This window comes from Ruegeria sp. N7 (assembly GCF_056531345.1).
The window spans coordinates 470,361-491,596 of the sequence record NZ_JBQFLR010000001.1 but is presented as its reverse complement, the minus strand read 5'-3'; the positions used below and the strand labels follow the sequence as shown (position 1 = coordinate 491,596).

General features: G+C 57.8%; 17 protein-coding genes and 2 tRNA genes. 11 read left to right on the top strand and 8 right to left on the bottom strand.

Annotation, left to right across the window (positions count from 1 at the left end):
• Positions 1-59: 59 nt before the first annotated feature.
• Together ACR0ES_RS02425 and ACR0ES_RS02420 are read right to left on the bottom strand one after the other, a co-directional pair.
• A complete protein-coding gene (locus ACR0ES_RS02425) occupies positions 60-971 on the bottom strand; it encodes a pseudouridine-5'-phosphate glycosidase (protein WP_480528362.1) in 912 nt (303 codons plus the stop codon).
• Positions 968-1,861 carry a PfkB family carbohydrate kinase gene (locus tag ACR0ES_RS02420; protein WP_480772767.1) on the bottom strand — a complete coding sequence of 298 codons (894 nt, stop codon included), beginning with the start codon at positions 1,859-1,861 and terminating at the stop codon, positions 968-970. The genes ACR0ES_RS02425 and ACR0ES_RS02420 overlap by 4 nt, the downstream gene beginning before the upstream one ends.
• 170 nt (positions 1,862-2,031) lie before the next feature.
• Between ACR0ES_RS02420 and ACR0ES_RS02415 the strand changes: the two genes are divergently transcribed.
• On the top strand, positions 2,032-3,174 hold the full coding sequence (locus tag ACR0ES_RS02415) for a HupE/UreJ family protein (RefSeq protein ID WP_480772766.1): 1,143 nt from the start codon (positions 2,032-2,034) through the stop codon (positions 3,172-3,174).
• On the opposite strand, the gene ACR0ES_RS02410 is transcribed toward ACR0ES_RS02415, so the two are convergent.
• A complete protein-coding gene (locus ACR0ES_RS02410; protein WP_480564552.1) occupies positions 3,171-3,791 on the bottom strand; it encodes a thiamine phosphate synthase in 621 nt (206 codons plus the stop codon). The genes ACR0ES_RS02415 and ACR0ES_RS02410 overlap by 4 nt on opposite strands.
• A 154-nt stretch (positions 3,792-3,945) precedes the next feature.
• Here ACR0ES_RS02410 and ACR0ES_RS02405 point away from each other — a divergent pair, with 154 nt between their 5' ends.
• From ACR0ES_RS02405 to yghX, 4 genes are all read left to right on the top strand, one after another.
• Positions 3,946-4,689: an RNA methyltransferase gene (locus tag ACR0ES_RS02405; RefSeq protein WP_480480728.1), complete on the top strand. Its 744-nt coding sequence runs from the start codon at positions 3,946-3,948 to the stop codon at positions 4,687-4,689.
• Positions 4,690-4,748: 59 nt separating this feature from the next.
• A complete protein-coding gene (gene ctaA / locus ACR0ES_RS02400; protein ID WP_480480730.1) occupies positions 4,749-5,894 on the top strand; it encodes a heme A synthase in 1,146 nt (381 codons plus the stop codon).
• Between the two features lie 4 nt (positions 5,895-5,898).
• Positions 5,899-7,368 (top strand): carboxypeptidase M32, encoded by a 1,470-nt coding sequence (locus ACR0ES_RS02395; RefSeq protein ID WP_480545539.1) that lies wholly within the window; start codon positions 5,899-5,901, stop codon positions 7,366-7,368.
• A gap of 63 nt (positions 7,369-7,431) precedes the next feature.
• Positions 7,432-8,328 (top strand): YghX family hydrolase, encoded by an 897-nt coding sequence (gene yghX, locus ACR0ES_RS02390; protein WP_480537976.1) that lies wholly within the window; start codon positions 7,432-7,434, stop codon positions 8,326-8,328.
• Between the two features lie 42 nt (positions 8,329-8,370).
• Here yghX and gyrA read toward each other — a convergent pair whose 3' ends face one another.
• A complete protein-coding gene (gene gyrA, locus ACR0ES_RS02385; RefSeq protein WP_480564555.1) occupies positions 8,371-11,091 on the bottom strand; it encodes a DNA gyrase subunit A in 2,721 nt (906 codons plus the stop codon).
• A 192-nt stretch (positions 11,092-11,283) separates the two neighbouring features.
• Here gyrA and ACR0ES_RS02380 point away from each other — a divergent pair, with 192 nt between their 5' ends.
• Positions 11,284-11,553: an usg protein gene (locus ACR0ES_RS02380; RefSeq protein ID WP_267366492.1), complete on the top strand. Its 270-nt coding sequence runs from the start codon at positions 11,284-11,286 to the stop codon at positions 11,551-11,553.
• A gap of 111 nt (positions 11,554-11,664) precedes the next feature.
• On the opposite strand, the gene ACR0ES_RS02375 is transcribed toward ACR0ES_RS02380, so the two are convergent.
• Complete coding sequence (locus ACR0ES_RS02375) at positions 11,665-12,618, bottom strand: radical SAM protein (RefSeq protein ID WP_480517191.1); 954 nt, start codon at positions 12,616-12,618, stop codon at positions 11,665-11,667.
• 163 nt (positions 12,619-12,781) lie between these two features.
• Here ACR0ES_RS02375 and zwf point away from each other — a divergent pair, with 163 nt between their 5' ends.
• The 4 genes from zwf (at position 12,782) to ACR0ES_RS02355 (ending at position 18,322) form a co-directional block, all read left to right on the top strand.
• Complete coding sequence (zwf, locus tag ACR0ES_RS02370; RefSeq protein ID WP_480517189.1) at positions 12,782-14,236, top strand: glucose-6-phosphate dehydrogenase; 1,455 nt, start codon at positions 12,782-12,784, stop codon at positions 14,234-14,236.
• A complete protein-coding gene (gene pgl, locus ACR0ES_RS02365; RefSeq protein ID WP_480564561.1) occupies positions 14,233-14,904 on the top strand; it encodes a 6-phosphogluconolactonase in 672 nt (223 codons plus the stop codon). The genes zwf and pgl overlap by 4 nt, the downstream gene beginning before the upstream one ends.
• 4 nt (positions 14,905-14,908) lie before the next feature.
• Complete coding sequence (gene pgi / locus ACR0ES_RS02360; RefSeq protein ID WP_480869371.1) at positions 14,909-16,519, top strand: glucose-6-phosphate isomerase; 1,611 nt, start codon at positions 14,909-14,911, stop codon at positions 16,517-16,519.
• A gap of 183 nt (positions 16,520-16,702) precedes the next feature.
• The gene (locus ACR0ES_RS02355; RefSeq protein ID WP_480869369.1) at positions 16,703-18,322 is read left to right on the top strand and encodes a long-chain-fatty-acid--CoA ligase; all 1,620 of its coding nucleotides are present in this window, start codon (positions 16,703-16,705) and stop codon (positions 18,320-18,322) included.
• 22 nt (positions 18,323-18,344) lie between these two features.
• On the opposite strand, the gene ACR0ES_RS02350 is transcribed toward ACR0ES_RS02355, so the two are convergent.
• From ACR0ES_RS02350 to ACR0ES_RS02340, 3 genes are all read right to left on the bottom strand, one after another.
• Positions 18,345-18,419 (bottom strand) — tRNA-Asn (locus ACR0ES_RS02350).
• A 128-nt stretch (positions 18,420-18,547) separates the two neighbouring features.
• A tRNA-Asn gene (locus tag ACR0ES_RS02345) sits at positions 18,548-18,622 on the bottom strand.
• A 76-nt stretch (positions 18,623-18,698) separates the two neighbouring features.
• Entirely contained in the window at positions 18,699-19,613 is a 915-nt protein-coding gene (locus ACR0ES_RS02340; RefSeq protein ID WP_480869368.1) for an MBL fold metallo-hydrolase, read from the bottom strand.
• A 44-nt stretch (positions 19,614-19,657) separates the two neighbouring features.
• Between ACR0ES_RS02340 and ACR0ES_RS02335 the strand changes: the two genes are divergently transcribed.
• Positions 19,658-20,977, top strand: coding sequence for an ATP-binding protein (locus ACR0ES_RS02335; RefSeq protein WP_480869366.1), 1,320 nt, complete (start codon positions 19,658-19,660; stop codon positions 20,975-20,977).
• Positions 20,978-21,236: the final 259 nt, after the last annotated feature.

The following is a 21,236-nucleotide window of genomic DNA, read 5'->3' as shown; positions in this document are numbered from 1 at the left end:
TCCGAGTGGTTATCGGGATTTAGGTAGTCAATCGGTAGCCATGGCACAATAGGCTTGCGTTATCCCTGTTCTGCCAGTGCCCGTGCAATCGCCGCAGCAAGGCGCGCATTGTTGCGCACGAGGGCAATGTTGGCGGTAAGCGAACGTCCTTCGGTCTTTTCAAAGATACGTTGCAGCAGATAGGGCGTCACATCTTTTCCGGTGATCCGATGCGCATCTGCATCAGCCTGTGCCTCGGCGATGATGGGGGCCAGTATTTCGGAAGGGATCTGATCCGCGATCGGGATCGGGTTCGCCACAAGCTGCCCGCCGGGCAGGCCCAACGCGCGACGCGTTGCATGGGCCTTGGCGATAGCCTCAGGAGTGTCCATGCGCAGGGGGGCAGCATAGGGTGATTTTGCAGACCAGAAGGCAGGAAACGCATCCTGGCCATGGGCGATGACAGGCACCCCCAGCGTTTCCAGAACTTCAAGAGTTTTGGCCAGATCAAGGATGGCCTTGGCCCCGGCTGCGACGACGGTGACTGGTGTATGGCCAAGTTCGTGCAGATCAGCCGAGATGTCGAACGTGGTTTCAGCGCCCTGATGCACACCCCCGATGCCGCCGGTGGCAAATACCTCGATCCCGGCATAATGCGCGGCGATCATGGTGGCGGCGACGGTTGTGGCTCCGGTACCACCGGTCGAGATGCAGGCCGCCATATCTGCGCGCGAGATTTTGGCAACGCCTTGCGCCTGACCCAGCCATTGCAACTGGCCAGGCTCGAGCCCCACATGCAATTTGCCTTCAATCACCGCCATGGTCGCCGGAACCGCCCCCGCATCGCGGATGTCCTGTTCGACCTGCGCCGCAACTTCGACGTTTTGCGGGTAGGGCATGCCATGGGTGATGATGGTGCTTTCCAGCGCAACGATGGGATGACCCGCGTCCTTGGCAGCGCGGACCTCGGCTGAATATTGAATGTCGATCACAGTGGGGTTTCTCCGGAAACGTAGGTTGCTGCGGCATGCAGAGCGCGGGTCAGAGCCTCATCACTCGATGCGCCGCCGGATTCTGAGGCGATATGAGCCGCCATGAAGGTATCCCCGGCGCCGGTCACACGGGTGACCAGAACGGAGGGGGGTGTTTGGGTCAGAATTTCGTCCGAACTGCCGATCGTGGCCGAGCTGCCGCCATCGGTGACCAGCACGCGCAGTGCGCCACGATCCAGAAGGCCCTTTGCGGCAGATTCAGAATCGGTGAATTCACGCTGGCACAATATTCCTGCTTCTTCGAGGTTCACATAAAGCGTGGCGCGGGCATGTTTCAGGAAGGGCAACAGGCGCTCGGCCTTACCTGGCGAGGCCGGGGCAACACGCAGATCGGCACGGGCAAATGCAGGGCTTTGGGCGATTTCTTCCAGCAGGTTCAGGGTCAGGTTGCCGTCAAGCGCAATGGGCCCCTCAAAGGGCGTGTTTTCATAGCCTAGCGGGCCGTGCATCAGCGGACGCAGTATCTTAGCGCCAGCGGCTTCCAGCGAATGCGCGTCGGCAATGGCCGCGATCAACCCGTTGGCACCTTCGACGGCCATATATCGGTCGGTCGGCAGGTCCTGCGAGCGATAGATGTGATCCGTGACCATACCGAGGCGGGAACAGGCATGAATCAGCTCGTCGCCCTCGGGGTCGCGGCCAATGGCGGTCAGCAGGGTTGGCGTCATACCAAAACGCACCAGCGTCATGGCTATGTTCATCGCAACACCACCCGGCAGACGGGTAATCCGGCCAGGCACGTCCGAGCCTTGCCGCATGGCACTGGCCGATCGTCCGATCACGTCCCACAGGACCGAACCGATACACAGGATATTACTGTTCTGAGTCATAAAGGACGTCATGCCGCAGCGGTGATGCCCATGCAAGTCAGAACGTTACCGCAATCAGAGATTTACGGTGCACAGGTCCGATATGCCCTTTGGGCTTGCGATCTGCGGCCTTCGCGGGAACAATCGATAGCAATGATTGGTGATTTGATTTTCCTGTTGGAGCTTTTCGTATGAATGGCCCTGTTTTCCGCGCCATCTTTCGAACCCTCAAAACCTGTGCCCTGAGTTTTTTTGTTCTTGTAGCTTTGCATCCCGGATCCGGCAGAGCGCAATCCGCCCCGCCGACCGTCGTTGATTTCTGGGTCAAGTCCGACACTTTGTTTCTAGAGTTGAAATGGAATGCCGAGGCCATATTAACCGGGAACAATCCCGCGCAGCCCGCTGCGTTTTCCGACGATCCAAACTACAAATCCTTGCGGCGGCTGGTTTCCTCTGAGCTGGAACCCCAGATCAGAGAGTTCGTTCAGCTCTGGAAACATAATCTTATCGTGGAGGCACCAGAGCGATTGAGTTTGTCTTATGAAGGTGTGCGTATTCCTGTTGTAGGAGAAACGGAGAAAGTGCGGGTTTCCAAACTGTTGCTGACTGCTCCTTTGCCCGATCAGGCGTCAAACCTGCGTCTGACCTGGCCGTCAGAAAGCGGACCCATCGTTCTGCGACAGCAAAATGTCGCGGCCCCATACACCGGGTATTTGGCTGCCGGTGAAGCCAGCCCGCTGATCCCCTTGCAAGGCGGGGCGTCTCTGACAACGCAACAAACATTGCAGACATATTTCACAAAAGGGGTCGATCAGTTTCTCCGAAACCCAATTAAGGCATCCATTCTTGTTTTGGCGCTAGTGTTTCTGTCTTTGAAATTGCGCCCAGTGGTATCTCAACTGGTGTTCCTGTCAGCGGGCGCTCTGATCGGGCTTGGGCTGGGTTTGCATGGCGTATTGGATGCAGGAAAAGTGAGCGAGGCCCCGGTTCTGGTGGCTTCGACCATCGTTCTGGCGCTGTGGAACCTGGTTGCCCGGCGATTGCAGGTCTGGCGTTTGTTGGCGGTTCTCGCCATTGGCGGTCTTCAAGGTCTGGTATTTGCCTCGGCCCTGATCGGGATCGGAGTGCCGCCAGATCATCTGCCCCCGGCCATCTTGGGCTTTGGCGCCGGGAATATTCTGCCGCTTTTTGCCGTGGCCCTTGCCGGGCTTGCTCTGGCGCTTTTGTTTTCTGGCGGCTCACACCGTATACGAGGCCGGGTATCGGTTCTGGCCTCGATGCTGATTGCAGGTGCCGGGGTCTACTGGATAGTCGAGCCTTGGGTGCAGGGTTAAGGCAACGCGGCCAGCAGCATTTTCAGTGCGCCAAGCGGATCGTCACTGCCCCAGATCTCATCGCCGATGCCAAAGAAATCGGTGCAGGGGGCCAGATCGCGGATCAATTCGGGCGTCAACCCACCTTCGGCCACAACCGGAACCTCGATCATCTCGGACCACCATTGGAACAGGTCCTTTTCGGCGCGGGTCCCATCCCTCAGTTTGGCCGAGCCGACAGGACCGAAAGCCACATAATCCGCCCCGTTTTCACCAGCAGTCATGCCATCATGGCTGGACGCGCCGCAAAAGCTTCCGACGATTGCATCGGCGCCCAGTTCCTTGCGCGCGGTGCGGACCGAGCGTGCAGCATCATCCAGGTGCACCCCGTCCAGCCCCAAACGCTGCGCCAGCAATACATGGTTCGAGATCACGATGGCCACGTCGCGCGAATGGGCGACTTCGCGACAAGCGTCCGCTGCACGGGCGATGGTATCTTCGTCGCTTCCGGCCAACGCGAGGCGGATACAGGCAATCTCGACCCCGTCCAGCACAGTCGCCAGCTTGTTCGTGAACGTGCTCAACTCGATGGTCGGAGGCGTGATCAGGTAAATCTGCGGCTGCTCGGGGGTGTCCATGGGCGCGTCCTTCGGCTTTCAGTCTTTGGCGCGGTTTAGCGGATTGCGGCTGGGAAGCAAACTTTTATGGATCAGAGCCTGCAAATAACGCCCCTGCGCCTTGCCCTGCAAGAGCCTGCCAATTACAGCAGGCCAAGTTTTCTTAAGGTGAGCCATGCCCAGCGACAAACCCCAGCCTTCCTTCGTGCTTGTGCGCCCGCAAATGGGTGAAAACATCGGTGCTGCTGCGCGGGCGATGTGGAACTTTGGGCTTGACCGGATGCGTATCGTGGCCCCGCGTGACGGCTGGCCGAACCCCAAAGCGGTGGCAATGTCCAGCGGCGCAGGGCGCTTGCTGGATGAGGCGCAGCTGTTTGACGACTTGGCCGGGTCGCTGGCCGACAGCACGTTTGTCTTCGCCACGACAGCCCGTCAGCGGGGCTTGACCAAACCTGTCTACAGCCCAGAACACGCAATGAAGATTGCCGCCGGAAAGATCGCGGCAGGCGAGAAGGTTACCGTTCTGTTCGGCCCTGAACGCGCGGGGCTAGAGAATGAAGACATCGCCAAGGCCAACGCGATCATCTCGGTGCCGGTGAACCCGGAATATGCCTCGCTGAACCTTGGTCAATGCGTATTGCTGACCGCCTATGAGTGGATGCGCCAGACCGGGGATGTGGTGCATGAATCGACCGACCTGGGCAAAGGTGACTGGGCCACTGGGATCGAGGTCGAAAAACTTGTCGAGCATTACGAGGATAGGCTGGAGGAGGCGGGGTTCTTCTACCCTCCCGAAAAGGCCGAAGGGATGAAGGTTAACCTGCGCAACCTGTGGTCGCGGATGCGAATGACACGGGCCGATGTGCAGATGTTGCACGGGATCATGCGTCAGATGGTCCGCTGGAAGGATAAAGGCTGAGGCTGGACCTATCTTCACCCAAGCCCTAGCTTGCGACAAAATCAGGACATGAGGACAGCATGAGCGGTAAGCGCAGCATCTTCGAAGAGGTCACGGACACCAAAAAACAACAGGCGGTTCAACCCGGTATGATCGACCGGGGGCGCGGCGGCGCGCGCAATGCGATCCGCGTCTGGCTGATGATCCTGTTTGCTCTGGTCGTTGTGATGATCGCGGTTGGCGGCTTGACGCGCCTGACTGACAGCGGCCTCTCGATCACCGAATGGCGCCCGATCACCGGAGCTTTGCCGCCGATGACCGAAGCGGACTGGCAGGCAGAGTTCGACAAGTACAAGCAGATTGACCAATGGCGCATCCAGAACCAGTGGATGGAACTGGGTGATTTCAAATCCATCTATTGGTGGGAATGGGGCCATCGTCAGTTGGGCCGCATGATCGGTTTGGTCTGGGCCGTTGGATTTCTGACCTTTCTTCTCACCCGCAAGATCCCGACAGGGTGGATGGGAAAGCTGATCGTTCCGGGTCTTCTTGGCGGTCTGCAGGGCGCTGTTGGTTGGTGGATGGTGGCCTCGGGCGTCACCCAGGGTGAAGGCATGACGGCTGTTGCAAGTTACCGTCTGGCAACGCATTTGGGGCTGGCTTTTGTGATCCTGGGAGTCCTGGCCTGGTACATCTTTGAACTCGGCCGGGAAGAACGTGACCTGATGCAGGCGCGCCGGGCCAAAGAGGTCAGGCTGTTTTCATTGTCCACAGGGCTGATGCACTTCGCCTTTTTACAAATACTCATTGGCGCGCTTGTCGCCGGGATCGACGCCGGGCGGTCTTACACCGACTGGCCGCTGATGGGAGGGCAGTTGCTTCCACCGGATGCGACTATGTTGGAGCCGATGTGGCGAAACTTCTTTGAAAGCCCCGGTCTGGTACAGTTCATCCACCGGTGTGCAGGGTATCTGCTGTTCATCTTCGCCGTTGTCGTCTGGCGACGTGGCAGCGGCAGCGCGCATCCGCAGACGCGTTTTGCCTTCAACGCTGCTTTCGCCGCGCTTTCGTTACAGGTCGTCGTCGGCATCGTGACCGTGGTTTACGGCGCGCCATGGCAGGTCGCTATCTTCCACCAGTTTATGGCCGTCATCGTTTGGACGCTGATCCTGCGCGCGCGGTTCCTCACGGCTTATCCAATCGCAACATCTGTGCGCGGAGTTTGAAATTATGACCGCTTTCAATGAACTGATGACCTTTCAGCGGGAAACTTCGGCTTTGGGCCAGATCGCCGGTCGGCTTGGCTGGGACCAGGAAACCGTCATGCCGCGCGGCGCTGCGCCACAGCGCGCCGAAGAAATGGCAGCTATCGAATCTGTCCTGCACGCACGTCGTTCTGATCCTCGTGTTGCCGAATGGCTGGATCAGGCCGCGCCTCAGGATGAGGTCGGCAAGGCGCAGATGCGTGAAATCCGGCGCGCATATGATCGCGCGGTGAAGGTGCCTGCCGATCTGGCGACGGCGATTGCCCGTGTGACATCCGCTGCGCAGGGAAAGTGGGCGCAGGCGCGCGCGGACGAAGATGTCTCGGCCTTTCTTCCGGTTCTGGAAGAGGTCGTATCGCTGAAACGACAGGAAGGCGAGGCGCTGGCGCAAGGGGGCGACGTATACGACGCCATGGTCGAAGATTACGAGCCTTACACGACCAGCGCACAGATTGCGGATATCTTCGACCAGATGCGCCCACGACTGGTGGCCCTGCGCGCCGCTGTGCTGGAGCGGCCCGAGCCCGCTGCCCTGAACCGCAGTTTTGATGAGCAGACCCAGATGCGTCTGACACAAAAACTGGCGGTCGCCTTTGGCTATGACCTGAACAATGGCCGCGTGGACAAGGCGGTTCACCCGTTCAGTTCAGGCAGTGGTCTTGATGTCCGCATCACCACGCGAACCAGCGAAACGGACCCGTTCAATTGTTTCTATTCCACCATTCACGAGGTGGGCCACGCCGCCTATGAACAGGGGATCGACAGGAAATACCTGCTGACACCGCTCGGGTCTGGTGTGTCGATGGGCGTGCATGAAAGTCAAAGCCGGATCTACGAAAACCAGTTGGGTCGGTCGCGGGCCTTTACCGGTTGGTTGTTCGAACAAATGAAAGAGGCGTTCGGCGAGTTCGGCATTGCCGATCCGGATGCGTTTTATGCGACGGTCAACCGCGTCCACAACGGCTATATCCGCACCGAGGCGGATGAGGTTCAATACAATCTGCACATCATGCTGCGGTTTGATCTGGAACGCGCGCTGATGGCCGGAGACTTGCAGGTCGGCGATCTGGAAGCCGCCTGGAATGATCGATTCAAGGCAGATTTCGGTTATGCGGTCGACAAGCCCTCGAACGGTTGTTTGCAGGATGTGCACTGGTCGGTTGGGCTGTTCGGTTACTTCCCGACATACTCGCTGGGCAATGTCTATGCTGGGTGCCTTTATCAAGCCTTGCGCGGTTCAGAGCCCGATCTTGATGCGCAACTGGCTCGCGGCGACACCACCGGCGCAACCGGCTGGTTGCGTGAGCATGTCCAGCAGCATGGCGGCCTTTATGCACCGCGCGAGGTGATAGCCCGTGCAAGCGGCATCGAGCCCGGACCGGACCCATTGCTAAGCTATCTCGAGACCAAGTTCGGCGCGCTCTACGATTTGTGAGTTTCCGAATTGCAGCTCAGGCGTTAGAATCGGTGCACCGATACCATCGCCTGGGAGGCAACGATGACCGGAAACGCCCGCAAGAAAGCCAGTGATTTTGATCCGCGTATCCTCGAGATATTCGACGGATATGTGCACGGCACGATGTCCAAGCGTGAGTTCATCTCAAAAGCCGGTAAATACACGGCTGCCGGAATGACAGGCGCAATGATCCTGGACCAGTTGCAACCCAATTACGCCTGGGCGCAACAGGTGGCCCCGGACGATCCCGCGATCCAAACCATGGTGGTCGCATATGACAGCCCGGATGGGCATAGCGAAACCAGCGGCCTGATGGCGATGCCGGCAAATGCCGAAGGTAAACTGCCTGCGGTGTTGGTCGTGCACGAGAACCGGGGTCTAAACCCTTATATCGAGGACGTTGTGCGCCGCGCGGCCAAGGCCGGTTTCCTGGCTTTTGGACCTGATGGGTTGTCGCCCCTTGGCGGCTATCCCGGTACTGATGAAGAAGGGCGCGAGATGCAGCGCTCGATGGACCGGGAAAAACTGATGGCGGATTTCTTCGCCGCCTTTGAATTCCTTCGTGATCATGAACTTTCGACAGGCAAAGTTGGTGCTGTCGGCTTCTGCTATGGCGGAGGTGTTTGCAACGCGTTGGCCGTAGCCTATCCGGACCTTGCTGCCTCGGTGCCATTCTACGGTCGGCAACCACCAGCCGAAGATGTTCCGTCCATCGAAGCACCTCTTATGATTCACTATGCCGGTCTGGACGAGCGTATCAACGCTGGATGGCCTGCATATTCAGAGGCGTTGAAAGCCAATCAAAAGAAATTCAGCGTGCACTTCTATCCGGACGTCAATCACGGTTTTCACAACGATACGACGCCCAGGTATGACGAAGCTGCGGCATATCTGGCATGGAGCCGGACCATCGCTTTTTTCAATGCCTACCTGACATGAAGTGAACTCCGGGAACCGTCGAACCGGTGCCCGGGGTTACTGTCATTCTTCCTCGTCGGCTTGGTCGGCGATCCAGGCGACGCTGACGACTTCTTCGCCCTTGCCGGTATTGAACACTTTCACGCCACCTGCGGAACGTGAGCGGAAAGAGATGCCATCGACCGGCACCCGGATAGATTGGCCTTTCGATGTGGCCAGCATGATCTGATCGTCGATCTCGACCGGGAATGATGCAACCAAATCCCCACCGCGCATCGCCTTGTCCATCGCGGCTACGCCCATGCCGCCACGTCCGCGCACGGGGTAGTCGTGGCTTGAACTCAACTTGCCTGCACCACCAGCGGTGATAGTGAGGATAAGGTTTTCGGCAGCCGACATCTCGGCGTATTTCTCCTGACTGAAATCGCTGCTTGCTGCGGCTTCCTCGTCTTCACCAGCGTCTTCTTCGGTAAGCCCCGCAACCGCACGCCGCATCTTGAGATAGGCCACACGATCTTCGGGTGTCGCCTCGAAATGACGGATCACGGACATCGAAACGACGCGGTCACCGTTGGTCAGCCTGATCCCCCGGACACCTGTGGATTCGCGCGAGTTGAAGACACGCACGTCAGTTGTCCGGAAGCGGATCGCGCGGCCGGAATTGGTGACCAGCATCACGTCTTCGTCTTCCGAACAGATGCGCGCATTCACCAGTTCAATGCCGTCGGGCAGCTTCATGGCAATCTTGCCGTTGCGCCGGACATTGGTGAAGTCCGACAACCGGTTACGACGCACGTCACCTGCGCTGGTGGCAAAGACGATCTGGAGGTTTTCCCATTCCTCGTCCGGTACATCCACGGGCATTATCGCGGCGATGGAAACGCCAGTTGGGATCGGAAGGATGTTGACGATGGCCTTACCTTTGCCGGTGCGTCCGGATTGGGGCAAGCGCCAGGTCTTGAGCTTGTAGACCATCCCGTCCGTCGTGAAGAACAGCAGCTGTGTATGGGTGTTCGCAACGAAGAGGTTGGTCACAACATCCTCTTCCTTGGTTTGCATCCCCGACAGGCCCTTGCCACCGCGTTTCTGGGCGCGGAAATCTGCCAGCGGTGTGCGTTTGATGTACCCGCCCGAAGTGACGGTCACGACCATGTCTTCACGCTCGATCAGGTCTTCGTCTTCCATGTCACCGGACCAGTCGACGATCTCAGTGCGGCGGTCGACCGCGAACTGTTCACGCACGCTGCGCAGCTCATCAGCGATGATGCCCATGATCCGTTCGCGTGAGGACAGAATATCAAGGTATTCCTTGATCTTGGCCGCCAGTTCTTCCAGCTCGTCCGTGACCTCTTTGACACCCAGTTGGGTCAGGCGTTGCAAGCGCAACTCCAGAATGGCACGGGCCTGAACCTCGGTCAGATTATAGGTGCCATCGTCATTCATCTTGGACAGAGGATCATCGATCAGGCGCAGATAACTTTCGATTTCTGAGGCAGGCCAACGGCGGGTCATCAGTTTTTCGCGGGCCTCGGCGGCGTCCGCCGACGACCGGATCGTTGCGACCACTTCATCGACATTGGACACGGCCACAGCCAGACCACACAGGATGTGGCTGCGTTCGCGCGCCTTGCGCAGGTCATAGGCCGTACGGCGGGCAACGACATCTTCACGGAAGTCGATGAACGAGGTCAGGAACCGGCGCAGGGTCAGCTGTTCGGGGCGGCCACCATTCAGCGCCAGCATATTGCAGCCAAAGGAGGTCTGCATCGGCGAAAAGCGGTAGAGCTGGTTCAGCACCACCTCGGGCGTCGCATCGCGCTTGAGCTCGACCACAACGCGCACGCCGTTGCGGTCGGATTCGTCCTGTACATGGGCCACGCCTTCGATCCGCTTCTCGCGAACCGCCTCGGCGATCTTTTCGATCATCGCGGCCTTGTTCACCTGATAGGGAATCTCGTCGACAACGATGGCATAGCGGTCCTTGCGAATTTCTTCCACCCGGGTCTTGGCGCGGATGATGACGCTGCCGCGGCCCTCCAGATAGGCCTTACGCGCACCTGAGCGCCCAAGCATCACACCGCCGGTTGGAAAGTCGGGGCCGGGGACGTATTCGATCAACTGTTCTGATGTAAGGTCGGGATCGTCGATCAGCGCCAGAGTCGCATCGACTACTTCGCCAAGGTTGTGCGGTGGAATGTTTGTCGCCATCCCCACGGCGATTCCTCCGGCACCATTGACCAGCATGTTCGGGAAACGGGCCGGCAGAACTGTCGGCTCCCGGTCCTTGCCGTCATAGTTGTCCTGAAAATCGACCGTTTCTTTTTCGATATCAGCCAACAGGGAAGCGGCGGGCTTGTCCATCCGCACTTCGGTATACCGCATAGCCGCCGGGTTATCGCCGTCCATCGAGCCAAAGTTGCCCTGACCATCCAGCAGCGGCAGCGACATCGAGAAATCCTGCGCCATCCGCACCAGCGCGTCATAGATCGCACTGTCACCATGCGGGTGGTACTTACCCATCACGTCGCCCACCGGGCGTGCCGATTTGCGGTACGCCTTATCGTGGGTATTCCCCGTTTCGTGCATTGCATAAAGGATACGCCGGTGAACCGGTTTCAGCCCGTCGCGCAAATCAGGGATCGCGCGGCTGACGATGACCGACATGGCATAGTCCAGATAGGACGTGCGCATTTCGGATTCGATGGAAACCGTCGGGCCGTCATAGACTGGGCGCTCGGGCGGGGTTTCATCCATGTTTTCAGGAATTTCTGGCGTATCGCTCACGTAAACTGCCCGTGTCTTGTTCTGGGTCTATATCTTGTGGGTGTATCTTATCAGACCCGGCACATAAGGTGCAAGCAAGCAGCGCCTTTACGGGGAAATTCCCCGGTAATACTCAAGTAACATATTGTTATATAAGTATTAGAAGGTTTTCGTGATATCTTGAACAGGCCTTGTATCAAACAGGAGGTCTGCATGAATCCAAGCGAAACCGAATTGATGCTCAAGGGGTACGGGCTGACAACGGCTGAGTTTTTCTATCATATGCCCGACTATATCCACGTCTTGAACACGTTCATCTGGCAGGATTACGACCTTGCGCCGGATCATCCGAAACTGTTCAAATTCATCGACTTCTGGCAGCGCGAAATCGAAGGCCCGCTGCATTCGGTCAAATTCACCCATCGCAAAATGATCGCACCGGGTGAGTGGCGCAACATGGTGGGCGAGTTTCGTGTGAACTGAGCGAGAGGCAGGTACGAGTTCCGTTGGTGCATGCTCTTCAATCATTGAAGCGAAATGGTCGGCGCGTGTCTGATGATCCGTCCGAAGCGAAATCAGGAATTCCTGAATCGTTCAGCCAGAGCAACTGGCACCGCCCAGCACGCAGAATTTGGCACAATGGGGGTGGTTCAGGTGAACGTCAGCCTCGGATTCGGCCAGAGAATGCCCCATCTCGAACTCCGACTCGTAGGGCAGCAGGGTGCAGGCCAACACGGCAGGCCGGTCAGCGCCTTTCCGTTTCACCACCATGCGGGCGCTGGCGCACATCAATGCATCGGGTGATTTGTTCAGTATTCCCCAGCAAGCCGTTGTAATCTCGGGAACTTCGACAGTTTCGTCCATTTCCGGGAACAGGACGGTCCGAGCCGGGTTATGCGGGTCAATGTCAAAGCCGTGCTCTGTAAAGAATGCGGCATAACCCGCGCGACTTTCCGTGTCAGACTCACCCCAAACGGTGCGCCCGGCAACAGCCATGTTAAAGCCGTGATCGCGCAGCCACTTCATACCCGTCAGGGTTTTTTCAAAGCTCCCCTTGCCGCGTTCAAGGTCGTGCAGTTCTGCGCGGTAATGATCGACGGAAACACGCAGGGTCAGCTTGTCATTGAAAGTCCTTTGCAATGCCAGTAGCCCGTCGCGCACCTTGCGGCGCATCATCGGGGCCATCGCGTTGGTCAGGATCAGAACTTCGTATCCACGCTCCAGCGCGGCGCGGGTCATATCGATCATCTCGGGGTTCATAAAGGGCTCGCCGCCCGTAAAACCGATTTCACGCACAGGCCAATTGCGGGCTTCGATCTGATCCAGGTAGTCACGAACCTCGTCTGCAGTGATATAAACCAGTGCGTCATTGGTCGGGCTGCTGGCGATATAGCAGCTTACGCATTCAATATTGCACAGCGTGCCGGTGTTGAACCACAGGGTCTGAGGGTTGGTCAGGGAAACCTTTGCGCGGGTCTGGCCATCGGCCGTTACCAGTTTACGCTGAAACTTGCCGATATTGGCAAGCTGAGGGGCGTTGTCTTTCATTCCCGCATCCGGTTCGTTGAAGTCATCAGACTGATCTAGCCCTTTGTCGCGGATTTGGTAAGTCTGGTGCAGGGGTTCTGACAGAGTTTTGATCAACAAGATTTATTGAGCTTTGGTTGCGCTAACATTGGACATGCCGGAAGGGTCAGGGTAAGGACAACTCATGGTTTCACGTGTCATCCCTGTTGATCCATTTGATCTGATCATTTTCGGCGGCACCGGTGATCTGGCGCAGCGTAAGATCCTGCCTGCGCTTTTCCGTCGGTATTGTGCGGGTCAGTGGCACGAGGATGCCCGGATTATCGCAGCGGCGCGCGCCGGTCATTCGGCGGACGCCTTTCGTAAGATGGTTGCTGAGTCGCTGCAACGGCACGCTTCGGAACGCGCCCGGGATTCGCAAGCCCTGACCCGGTTCCTGCAACGGGTCGACTATGTATCGCTGGATGCCTTGACGTCGGAAGGTTGGGATGTACTGGGCGAAAAGCTCTCGCCGGACCGGGTTCGCGCTTTCTATTTCTCGGTCGGTCCCAGCCTGTTCGGGCCATTGGCCGAACGGGTTAGGGCGTATGATCTGGTGACAGAAGAAACCCGCATCGTGGTCGAAAAGCCGTTTGGACATGATTTGGCAAGCGCGCGGGACTTGAATGCCACGCTGGCCGCGCATTTTAATGAAAATCAGATCTACCGGATCGACCATTATCTAGGCAAAGAAACCGTCCAGAATCTGATGGCGGTCCGCTTTGGCAATATGCTGTTCGAACCGCTGTGGAACAGCCAGTATGTCGACCATATCCAGATAACGGTTGCGGAAACTGTCGGTATCGCGGGGCGCGAAGATTATTATGAGCGCGCGGGTGCGATGCGGGATATGGTGCAGAACCACCTGATGCAGCTGCTCTGCCTGATTGCGATGGAACCTCCGGCCAAGTTCGATCCTGACGCAGTTCGGGATGAAAAGCTCAAGGTGATCCGGGCGCTTAATCCTGTTGAACCGCATCACATCGTGCGGGGGCAGTTTGCGGCCGGATCGGACGGGCCGGGATACCGGGACTGCGTTGGCAACCTGCGATCAACCACCGAAAGCTATGTGGCGTTAAAGGCCCATATCAGCAATTGGCGTTGGGCAGGTACACCGTTCTACCTGCGCACCGGCAAGCGTCTGGTGGCGCGCTCGTCGGTGATCAACGTGATGTTCAAGGACGCGCCGCATTCGATTTTCGGGGAAGAAGCGGGGCGTCACGCCAACACGTTGTCGATCCGGTTGCAGCCGAATGAGGGGATCACGCTGAAGGTGACGATCAAGGAACCGGGGCAGGGCGGGATGCGTCTGATCGATGTTCCCTTGGACATGAGCTTTGCCGAAGCCCTCGGCCCCGAAAATCAGGACCCGCCAGATGCGTATGAACGACTGGTGATGGACGTGATCCGTGGAAACCAGACCCTGTTCATGCGCGGGGATGAGGTTGAGGCCGCCTGGGCCTGGACCGATCCGATCATCGCTGGATGGTTGGCGCGCGGGGACGTGCCGAAGCCTTATGACAGCGGCAGCACGGGGCCGGGCGACGCTGAACTGCTAATGAAACGTGATGGACGCCACTGGCAAGGGATAAAGCCATGAAAATTCAGGAATATGCTGATCGCGAAATGCTTGCCATCGACGTGGCCAACGTGTTGGCGGGCGATCTTGAGGCCGCATTGCTGCACCATGATACCGTTGCAATGGCCGTCCCCGGGGGAACAACTCCGGGCCCGGTATTTGACAGCCTGTGTGCCGCCGATCTTGAGTGGGATCGTGTGCGTGTGTTGCCAACGGATGAACGCTGTGTGCCAGCGGATCATGACCGCTCTAACGAGCGTTTGATCCGCGAAAGGTTGCTGACCAGCAGGGCCTCTGTGGCGCAATATATTCCGCTTTATGTCCCTGGTGCAGAACCTGAGGCAGCGTTGCCTGAAATCGAGTCGCTGATTGCGCCGGTATTGCCATTGTCGGTGCTGGTACTGGGAATGGGCGAAGACATGCACACGGCCTCATTGTTTCCGGGAATGGAAGGGCTGGACGAGGCATTGCGCAGTGATGCACCTACGTTGATCGTCGCCCGGACCGAAACGCAGCCAGAGGCGCGAATTTCCCTGACCGCTCCGGTCCTGGACGGGGCGCTGTCGAAACATCTGATCATCTATGGACAGGCAAAACGCGCCGTTCTTGAAAAAGCCATGTCGCTACCACCGGAAGAGGCACCGATCGCCGCAGTTCTTGGTGGCATGACCGTACACTGGGCGGAGTAAAGCAATGCATCTGGATGCTTTGAAAACACTGGCTCAGACGACAAGTGACCGTCGTATCCTTGACCTGTTTGCGGCAGATGCAAACCGGGCCGAAGTATTTTCAGCCTCAACCGGGGATGTGGTATTCGACTATTCAAAAACACAGATCGATGATGTGGTGCGATCCGCGCTCATTCAATTGTGTGCAGAGGCTGGTCTTGCGTCTCGGCGTGATGCGATGTTCGCGGGCGAGAAGATCAACGAGACCGAAGGGCGCGCGGTGTTGCACACGGCCTTGCGCAACCTTGATGGCGGGCCGGTTGAAGTGGACGGTCAGGACGTTATGCCCGAGGTTCTGGATACGCTGCAACGGATGCGCGTGTTCGCTGAGGAGGTGCGTGGCGGTGCTATCGCTGGAGCGGGGGGCAACTTTACCGATGTGGTCAATATCGGCATCGGCGGGTCAGACCTCGGCCCTGTCATGGCCACATTGGCGCTGGCACCTTATCACGATGGACCACGGGTGCATTACGTCTCGAACGTGGATGGGGCGCATATCGCGGATACGTTGCGGCAGCTCGACCCGACGCGCACGCTGGTCATTGTCGCCTCAAAAACCTTCACCACAATCGAAACAATGACCAATGCACGCACCGCCCGCGCGTGGATGTCCGAAGGCGGGGGCGATCCGTCGCGCCAGTTTGCCGCCGTTTCCAGCGCTTTGGACAAGACGAAAGCCTTCGGTATTCCCGAGGCGCATGTCTTCGGATTCGCCGATTGGGTCGGTGGGCGTTATTCGGTTTGGGGTCCGGTCGGCTTGCCGGTCATGATTGCAGTTGGTTCAAACGCATTTGACGCGTTATTACGCGGCGGGCAGGCGATGGACCTGCATTTCCGCTCGGCTGACTGGGATGAAAACATGCCTGTGATGCTGGCATTGGTTGGCATCTGGCATCGTCAGGTTCTGGGGCATACCAGCCGTGCGGTGCTGCCTTATGACCAGCGGCTTTTGCGCCTGCCCGCATATTTCCAGCAGTTGGAAATGGAATCGAATGGCAAATCCGTGGCGATGGATGGCTCAACCCTCGCCATGCCTTCAGGTCCTGTCGTCTGGGGTGAGCCGGGCACCAATGGACAACACGCGTTTTATCAGCTGATCCATCAGGGTACTGATGTCATTCCCTGCGAATTCATGGTTGCGGCCGAGGGGCATGAACCCGAACTGACCCATCACCACCGTCTGCTTTTGGCCAATTGTCTGGCGCAGTCCGAGGCCCTGATGCGTGGCCGTTCGTTCGAAGAAGCGCGCCAACGCATGACGCAGCAGGGGTATCTGGGTGATGAACTGGACCGGCAGGCCCGGCACCGGGTTTTCCCCGGCAATCGTCCCTCGACAACATTGATTTACCCCAAACTCACACCGTTTGTGTTGGGTCAGATTATTGCGCTTTACGAACACCGGGTGTTTGTCGAAGGCGTGTTGCTGGGCATCAACTCTTTCGACCAGTGGGGGGTTGAGCTGGGCAAGGAACTGGCCAATTCGCTTGGCCCCATCGTGGATGGCGAAGAAAGCGCCGAGGGCAAGGATGGGTCGACCGCAGCATTGGTCGCCTACGCGCTGAAACACCGGGATTAGGCGACGGGATGTATTCCGCTACCGGTGTGGGCTGCATTCTCTTATTGTCAGACAATTAAATGATTGGCAGGGTTCCTTCTAGGAAACGGCTGGACTGACGTGACGGGGAACACCCCTGCCTGTCAGTGCCAGACGGAACAGGCAGGGGCCAGGCAAGGTCCCGCCCATGACGGGAGGATGTCCATGCTGGGACAGATGATGACGCAGCCTTTGCTGATTTCGTCGCTGATTGATCACGCACAGCGCTACCACGGTCAGACTGAGATCATCTCGGTCGAAACGGATGGAACTGTGACCGAAACCAATTGGTCCGAGATAGCCGTGAACGCCCGGCGTTTGGCGTCGGCCCTGACGCAGCTGGGTCTGGAGCCGCAGGACAGGGTCGGGACGCTGGCCTGGAATAATCGTCGCCATCTGGAGATCTATTATGCCACCTCGGGTGCGGGATATGTCTGTCACACGGTCAATCCGAGGCTTTTTCCTGAACAACTGACGTATATCATCAACCATGCTCAGGATCGGGTGTTGTTCTTTGATGCAACCTTCGTCCCGCTGGTTGCCGCTTTGCACGGTGCGCTGACGGATGTTCGCCATTTTGTTCTGATGGGCCCTCGCAATGATGACGCTGCAACAAAGATACCCGACCTGAAATTTTATAACGAGCTGATCGAAACCGGTGACGCGGCCTTTGATTGGCCTGAGCTGGATGAAAACACCGCGTCAGGGCTGTGTTACACGTCGGGTACAACCGGCCATCCCAAGGGGGTTCTTTATTCCCACAGATCGACGGTCCTGCACAGTTTCGCGTCGAATACGCGCGACGTGATCGGCTTTTCGGCGATGGATGTCGTGATGCCCGTCGTTCCTATGTTCCACGTTAATGCATGGGGCTCGCCTTATGCCTGCGCCATGTCCGGATCGCGACTGGTTTTACCCGGCCCGGATTTGCATGGCGAGGCGCTGGTTAATCTGATCGACACCTATGGCGTGACGCTGGCCATGGGGGTGCCAACCATCTGGCAGGGACTGTTGGCGCATGCGGCCAAATGCGGGACGAGTTTGAAAAGCCTCAAACGGACCGTGATTGGAGGTGCCGCTTGCCCACCTTCGATGATGGAGACTTTCCGGAATAAATATGACGTAGATACGGTACATGCGTGGGGAATGAGCGAGATGAGCCCACTTGGTACGGCCAACTACCCATTGGCCAAACATCTGGTGCTGCCGCTTGAAGAACAACACCTTATCCGTCTGAGTCAGGGTCGGCCACCGTTTGGGGTTGAACTGAAAATCGTGGATGATGATGGCAAAGATCTGCCACATGACGGTGAAACGCAGGGCGATCTGATGGTGCGGGGGCATTGGGTACTGGACAGCTATTTCCTGATGCAGGATCAGGATCTGTTGCAAGACGGTTGGTTCGCCACAGGCGATGTCGCAACGCTGGACGCCGATGGTTACATGACCATCCGGGATCGATCCAAGGACATCATCAAGTCCGGAGGGGAGTGGATCAGCTCGGTCGAACTTGAAAATATCGCTGTTGCGCATCCGAAACTGGCAACTGCCGCCGTGGTCGGTGTTCCGCATCCGAAATGGGACGAACGCCCCTTGCTAGTTGCAGTAAGGGCCGAGGGCGAAAACCCAAGCGAAAAGGAACTTCTGGCCTTCTTCGAAGGGAAAATTGCCAAATGGCAGATTCCGGACAAGGTTGTTTTTGTTGACGCGCTGCCGCTGAACGCAACCGGAAAGGTGCTGAAACGCAACCTGCGTGCGGATTTCAAGGATGCCCTTGCGGGGTGAGATGTGATCTAGCGGGGTAAATTGGCTCCGGCGGTAGGGATCGAACCTACGACCAATTGATTAACAGTCAACTGCTCTACCGCTGAGCTACGCCGGAACGGTCCGCGCCGTATAGCAACCGGAGTATCCGGCGTCCAGAGGGCGGATATTATTTTTTCAACGAAAAAGCCCCAGAATACCGATGTGGTTTCTGACCCTGACAAAAGGTTGAATATTGGGAAGTTTTGGCTCCGGCGGTAGGGATCGAACCTACGACCAATTGATTAACAGTCAACTGCTCTACCGCTGAGCTACGCCGGAACTGAGGGGCGTATAACAATCCGGATTCCCGGCGTCCAGAGGGTAAGCGCATCAACCACAAAAATTTTTGGCGGTATTAAGAAACTCTGCGAAAAACCGCTGTGGCAGATAGTTCGCCGAGCGGTGACACCTGTTTTTTTCCCGTCAGATCAACGAGGTGGGCAAAAACGTTCCGCTCCGCGGCTGGCAGCAGGGTTGCGGGTGTGTCGGTGTAGATACGCTTGGCCAATTGCCGCGCCGTTCCGTCTGCATCCTCCAAGGCAGTCAGAATCTGAGCTTCGCGGTTTTGCCTGTGTCGGATCAGCCAGTCCAATCGCGCGGCAGGGTCTGAAATTGGCGCACCGTGGCCCGCGTGAAAAACCGACCAGTCGCGCGCGCGCAGGCGGTGGCAGGCTGTCATGAAATCGGTCAGGTCTCCGTCCGGTGGTGACACCAGCGAACTGGCCCATCCCATCACATGGTCGGCGGTGAAACAGGTATCCTGCCATGCCAGGGCAATGTGGTTTCCCAGATGCCCCGGAGTGTGAATAACCTCAAGCTGCCAGTCATCGCCAAAGATGACCTCACCATCCGCAACCTCGATATCCGGACGAAACGCGGTGTCGATGCCTTCGCCACCTCCGGCCAATCCACGCGCTGCAAGGGTCGCCATAACAGCGCTGCGACCGGATTCGGGACCACCAAACGCATAGATCGCAGCTCCCGTTCGCGCGGCAAGGGGTGCTGCCAAGGGTGAGTGATCCAGATGTGTGTGCGTGACGACTATGTGGCTGATTCTCTGGCCAGGTCGCAGTTCATTCAGGATCGCGTTCAAATGCTCTTCGCTTGCGGGGCCGGGATCAATGACGGCAATGTCACGATCGCCCAGCAGATAGGTGTTGGTGCCGCGATAGGTCATCGGAGACGGGTTGGGGGCCAGAATGCGCCGAAGACCCGGTTGCAATTCTGTCGCAACACCCGAAGGCGGATTGAATTCGTCAGGTGCCTGCATTCTGTGCTCTTCCTCTTGTACGGGCAGCCCGCTAGGTTTAGCGCATGTCCACGCACTGGCTCAAACCCTATATGCCACGCAGCCTTTACGCCCGGGCAGCATTGATTCTGGTTCTTCCTGTGATCGTGCTGCTTCTGGTCGTTGGAGTTGCTTTTCTTCAAAAGCATCTGGAAGATGTCACTGACCAGATGACTCGCGCAGCCTCAAGGGAAGTGATGCTGATCACCACCATGATGGATGGGGCCGAGACGCAGCACCAGGCATTGGCCGAAGTGCGCCCGGATCTTCTGGCGCTGGAAATGCAGGCCAGATTTCTGCCCGCCAACGAAACTCCCAAAATTGACCGTCCACGGTGGTACGACTTCATAGCACCGCAGGTCGAGGCCGAACTTCGTGCAAGGTTGCCAGAGCTGAGTGCTGTTGCGTTGCCAAGCAGCCGCGAAGCGCGTCTGTACCTGGATACACATCTGGGGGTGCTGGAACTGACCTTTGACCGGCGCAGATTGTCGCCAGCGGCGCCGCATCAGTTGATCGTGACGATGCTGTTTTTCGCGATCATAATGACCTCGATTTCATTTCTGTACATGCGAAACCAGTTGCGCCCTATCACACGGCTGGCCAATGCGGCGCAGGCGTTTGGACGAGGGCGGAGCGTACCATATTCACCGGGCGGTGCCATCGAAGTACGCGCGGCGGGGAATGCGTTTTTGGATATGCGGTCACGGATCGAACGTCAGATCGAACAACGGACGCTGATGTTGTCCGGCGTCAGTCATGACCTGCGCACGCCTCTGACGCGCCTGAAACTTGGACTGGCAATGTTACCTGAGGATGAGGCACGACCTTTGCTACAGGACGTGGCGGAAATGCAATCCTTGGTTGATGCATTCCTCGAATTTTCGCGCGGGGCGTCCGAAGGATCGCCCGAGGAAATCAACCCGGCGGAATTTGTTCGACAGATTGTGGATGACGCCAATCGGGCAGGGCATCGGGCCGAGTTGGTCACTGTCGAGGGTGAGGGAACGGCAATGCTGCGCCCTATGGCTGTTCGTCGGGCCGTTGAAAACCTGATCGGCAACGCCGTGCGCTACGGCAGCCGTGCTGAGGTCAGCCTGTCGCTGAACGCCAAGTCGATGCGCATCCGTGTCGAAGATGATGGCCCTGGAATTCCCGCAGAGCAGCGCACAGAGGCGGTCAAACCCTTTACGCGGCTCGACCCAGCGCGCAACCAGAATCAGGGCAGTGGCGTGGGTTTGGGGTTGGCGATCGTGGCGGACGTTGCGCGCGCCCATGGTGGAACTCTGAGACTGGCCAAAAGTGAACGCCTGGGCGGTTTGTGCGCGGATATAATTATTGGCCGGTAAAAGCCTGGCACCTTTGCCGCTCCAAACCTGCGCCAATATGACGATGTTCTGAGCCGAGGCGCTGGATTTCTCGCGAGATGATTTCGGAGTTTTTAGTAAGACCTGTCATCCCACGGCGATTAAACCGAAAGCGAAAATCGATGAACTGAATAAATTCTTCTGATTTCCAAGCGTATGTGGACAGGGTACGCAAGACGTGACGAACGCCTGAGGTCATAAATACAAACAAAACCAGCAGGATGGGCGGTGTGTTCAAGGA

Excerpts from the sequence above, each read along its gene's own strand:
- ACR0ES_RS02420 (WP_480772767.1), bottom strand. The coding sequence starts at position 1,861 with ATGACTCAGAACAGTAATATCCTGTGTATCGGTTCGGTCCTGTGGGAC.
- ACR0ES_RS02415 (WP_480772766.1), top strand. The coding sequence starts at position 2,032 with ATGAATGGCCCTGTTTTCCGCGCCATCTTTCGAACCCTCAAAACCTGT.
- ACR0ES_RS02410 (WP_480564552.1), bottom strand. The coding sequence starts at position 3,791 with ATGGACACCCCCGAGCAGCCGCAGATTTACCTGATCACGCCTCCGACC.
- ACR0ES_RS02405 (WP_480480728.1), top strand. The coding sequence starts at position 3,946 with ATGCCCAGCGACAAACCCCAGCCTTCCTTCGTGCTTGTGCGCCCGCAA.
- ctaA (WP_480480730.1), top strand. The coding sequence starts at position 4,749 with ATGAGCGGTAAGCGCAGCATCTTCGAAGAGGTCACGGACACCAAAAAA.
- ACR0ES_RS02395 (WP_480545539.1), top strand. The coding sequence starts at position 5,899 with ATGACCGCTTTCAATGAACTGATGACCTTTCAGCGGGAAACTTCGGCT.
- yghX (WP_480537976.1), top strand. The coding sequence starts at position 7,432 with ATGACCGGAAACGCCCGCAAGAAAGCCAGTGATTTTGATCCGCGTATC.
- ACR0ES_RS02380 (WP_267366492.1), top strand. The coding sequence starts at position 11,284 with ATGAATCCAAGCGAAACCGAATTGATGCTCAAGGGGTACGGGCTGACA.
- ACR0ES_RS02375 (WP_480517191.1), bottom strand. The coding sequence starts at position 12,618 with ATGAAAGACAACGCCCCTCAGCTTGCCAATATCGGCAAGTTTCAGCGT.
- zwf (WP_480517189.1), top strand. The coding sequence starts at position 12,782 with ATGGTTTCACGTGTCATCCCTGTTGATCCATTTGATCTGATCATTTTC.
- pgl (WP_480564561.1), top strand. The coding sequence starts at position 14,233 with ATGAAAATTCAGGAATATGCTGATCGCGAAATGCTTGCCATCGACGTG.
- pgi (WP_480869371.1), top strand. The coding sequence starts at position 14,909 with ATGCATCTGGATGCTTTGAAAACACTGGCTCAGACGACAAGTGACCGT.
- ACR0ES_RS02355 (WP_480869369.1), top strand. The coding sequence starts at position 16,703 with ATGCTGGGACAGATGATGACGCAGCCTTTGCTGATTTCGTCGCTGATT.
- ACR0ES_RS02340 (WP_480869368.1), bottom strand. The coding sequence starts at position 19,613 with ATGCAGGCACCTGACGAATTCAATCCGCCTTCGGGTGTTGCGACAGAA.
- ACR0ES_RS02335 (WP_480869366.1), top strand. The coding sequence starts at position 19,658 with ATGTCCACGCACTGGCTCAAACCCTATATGCCACGCAGCCTTTACGCC.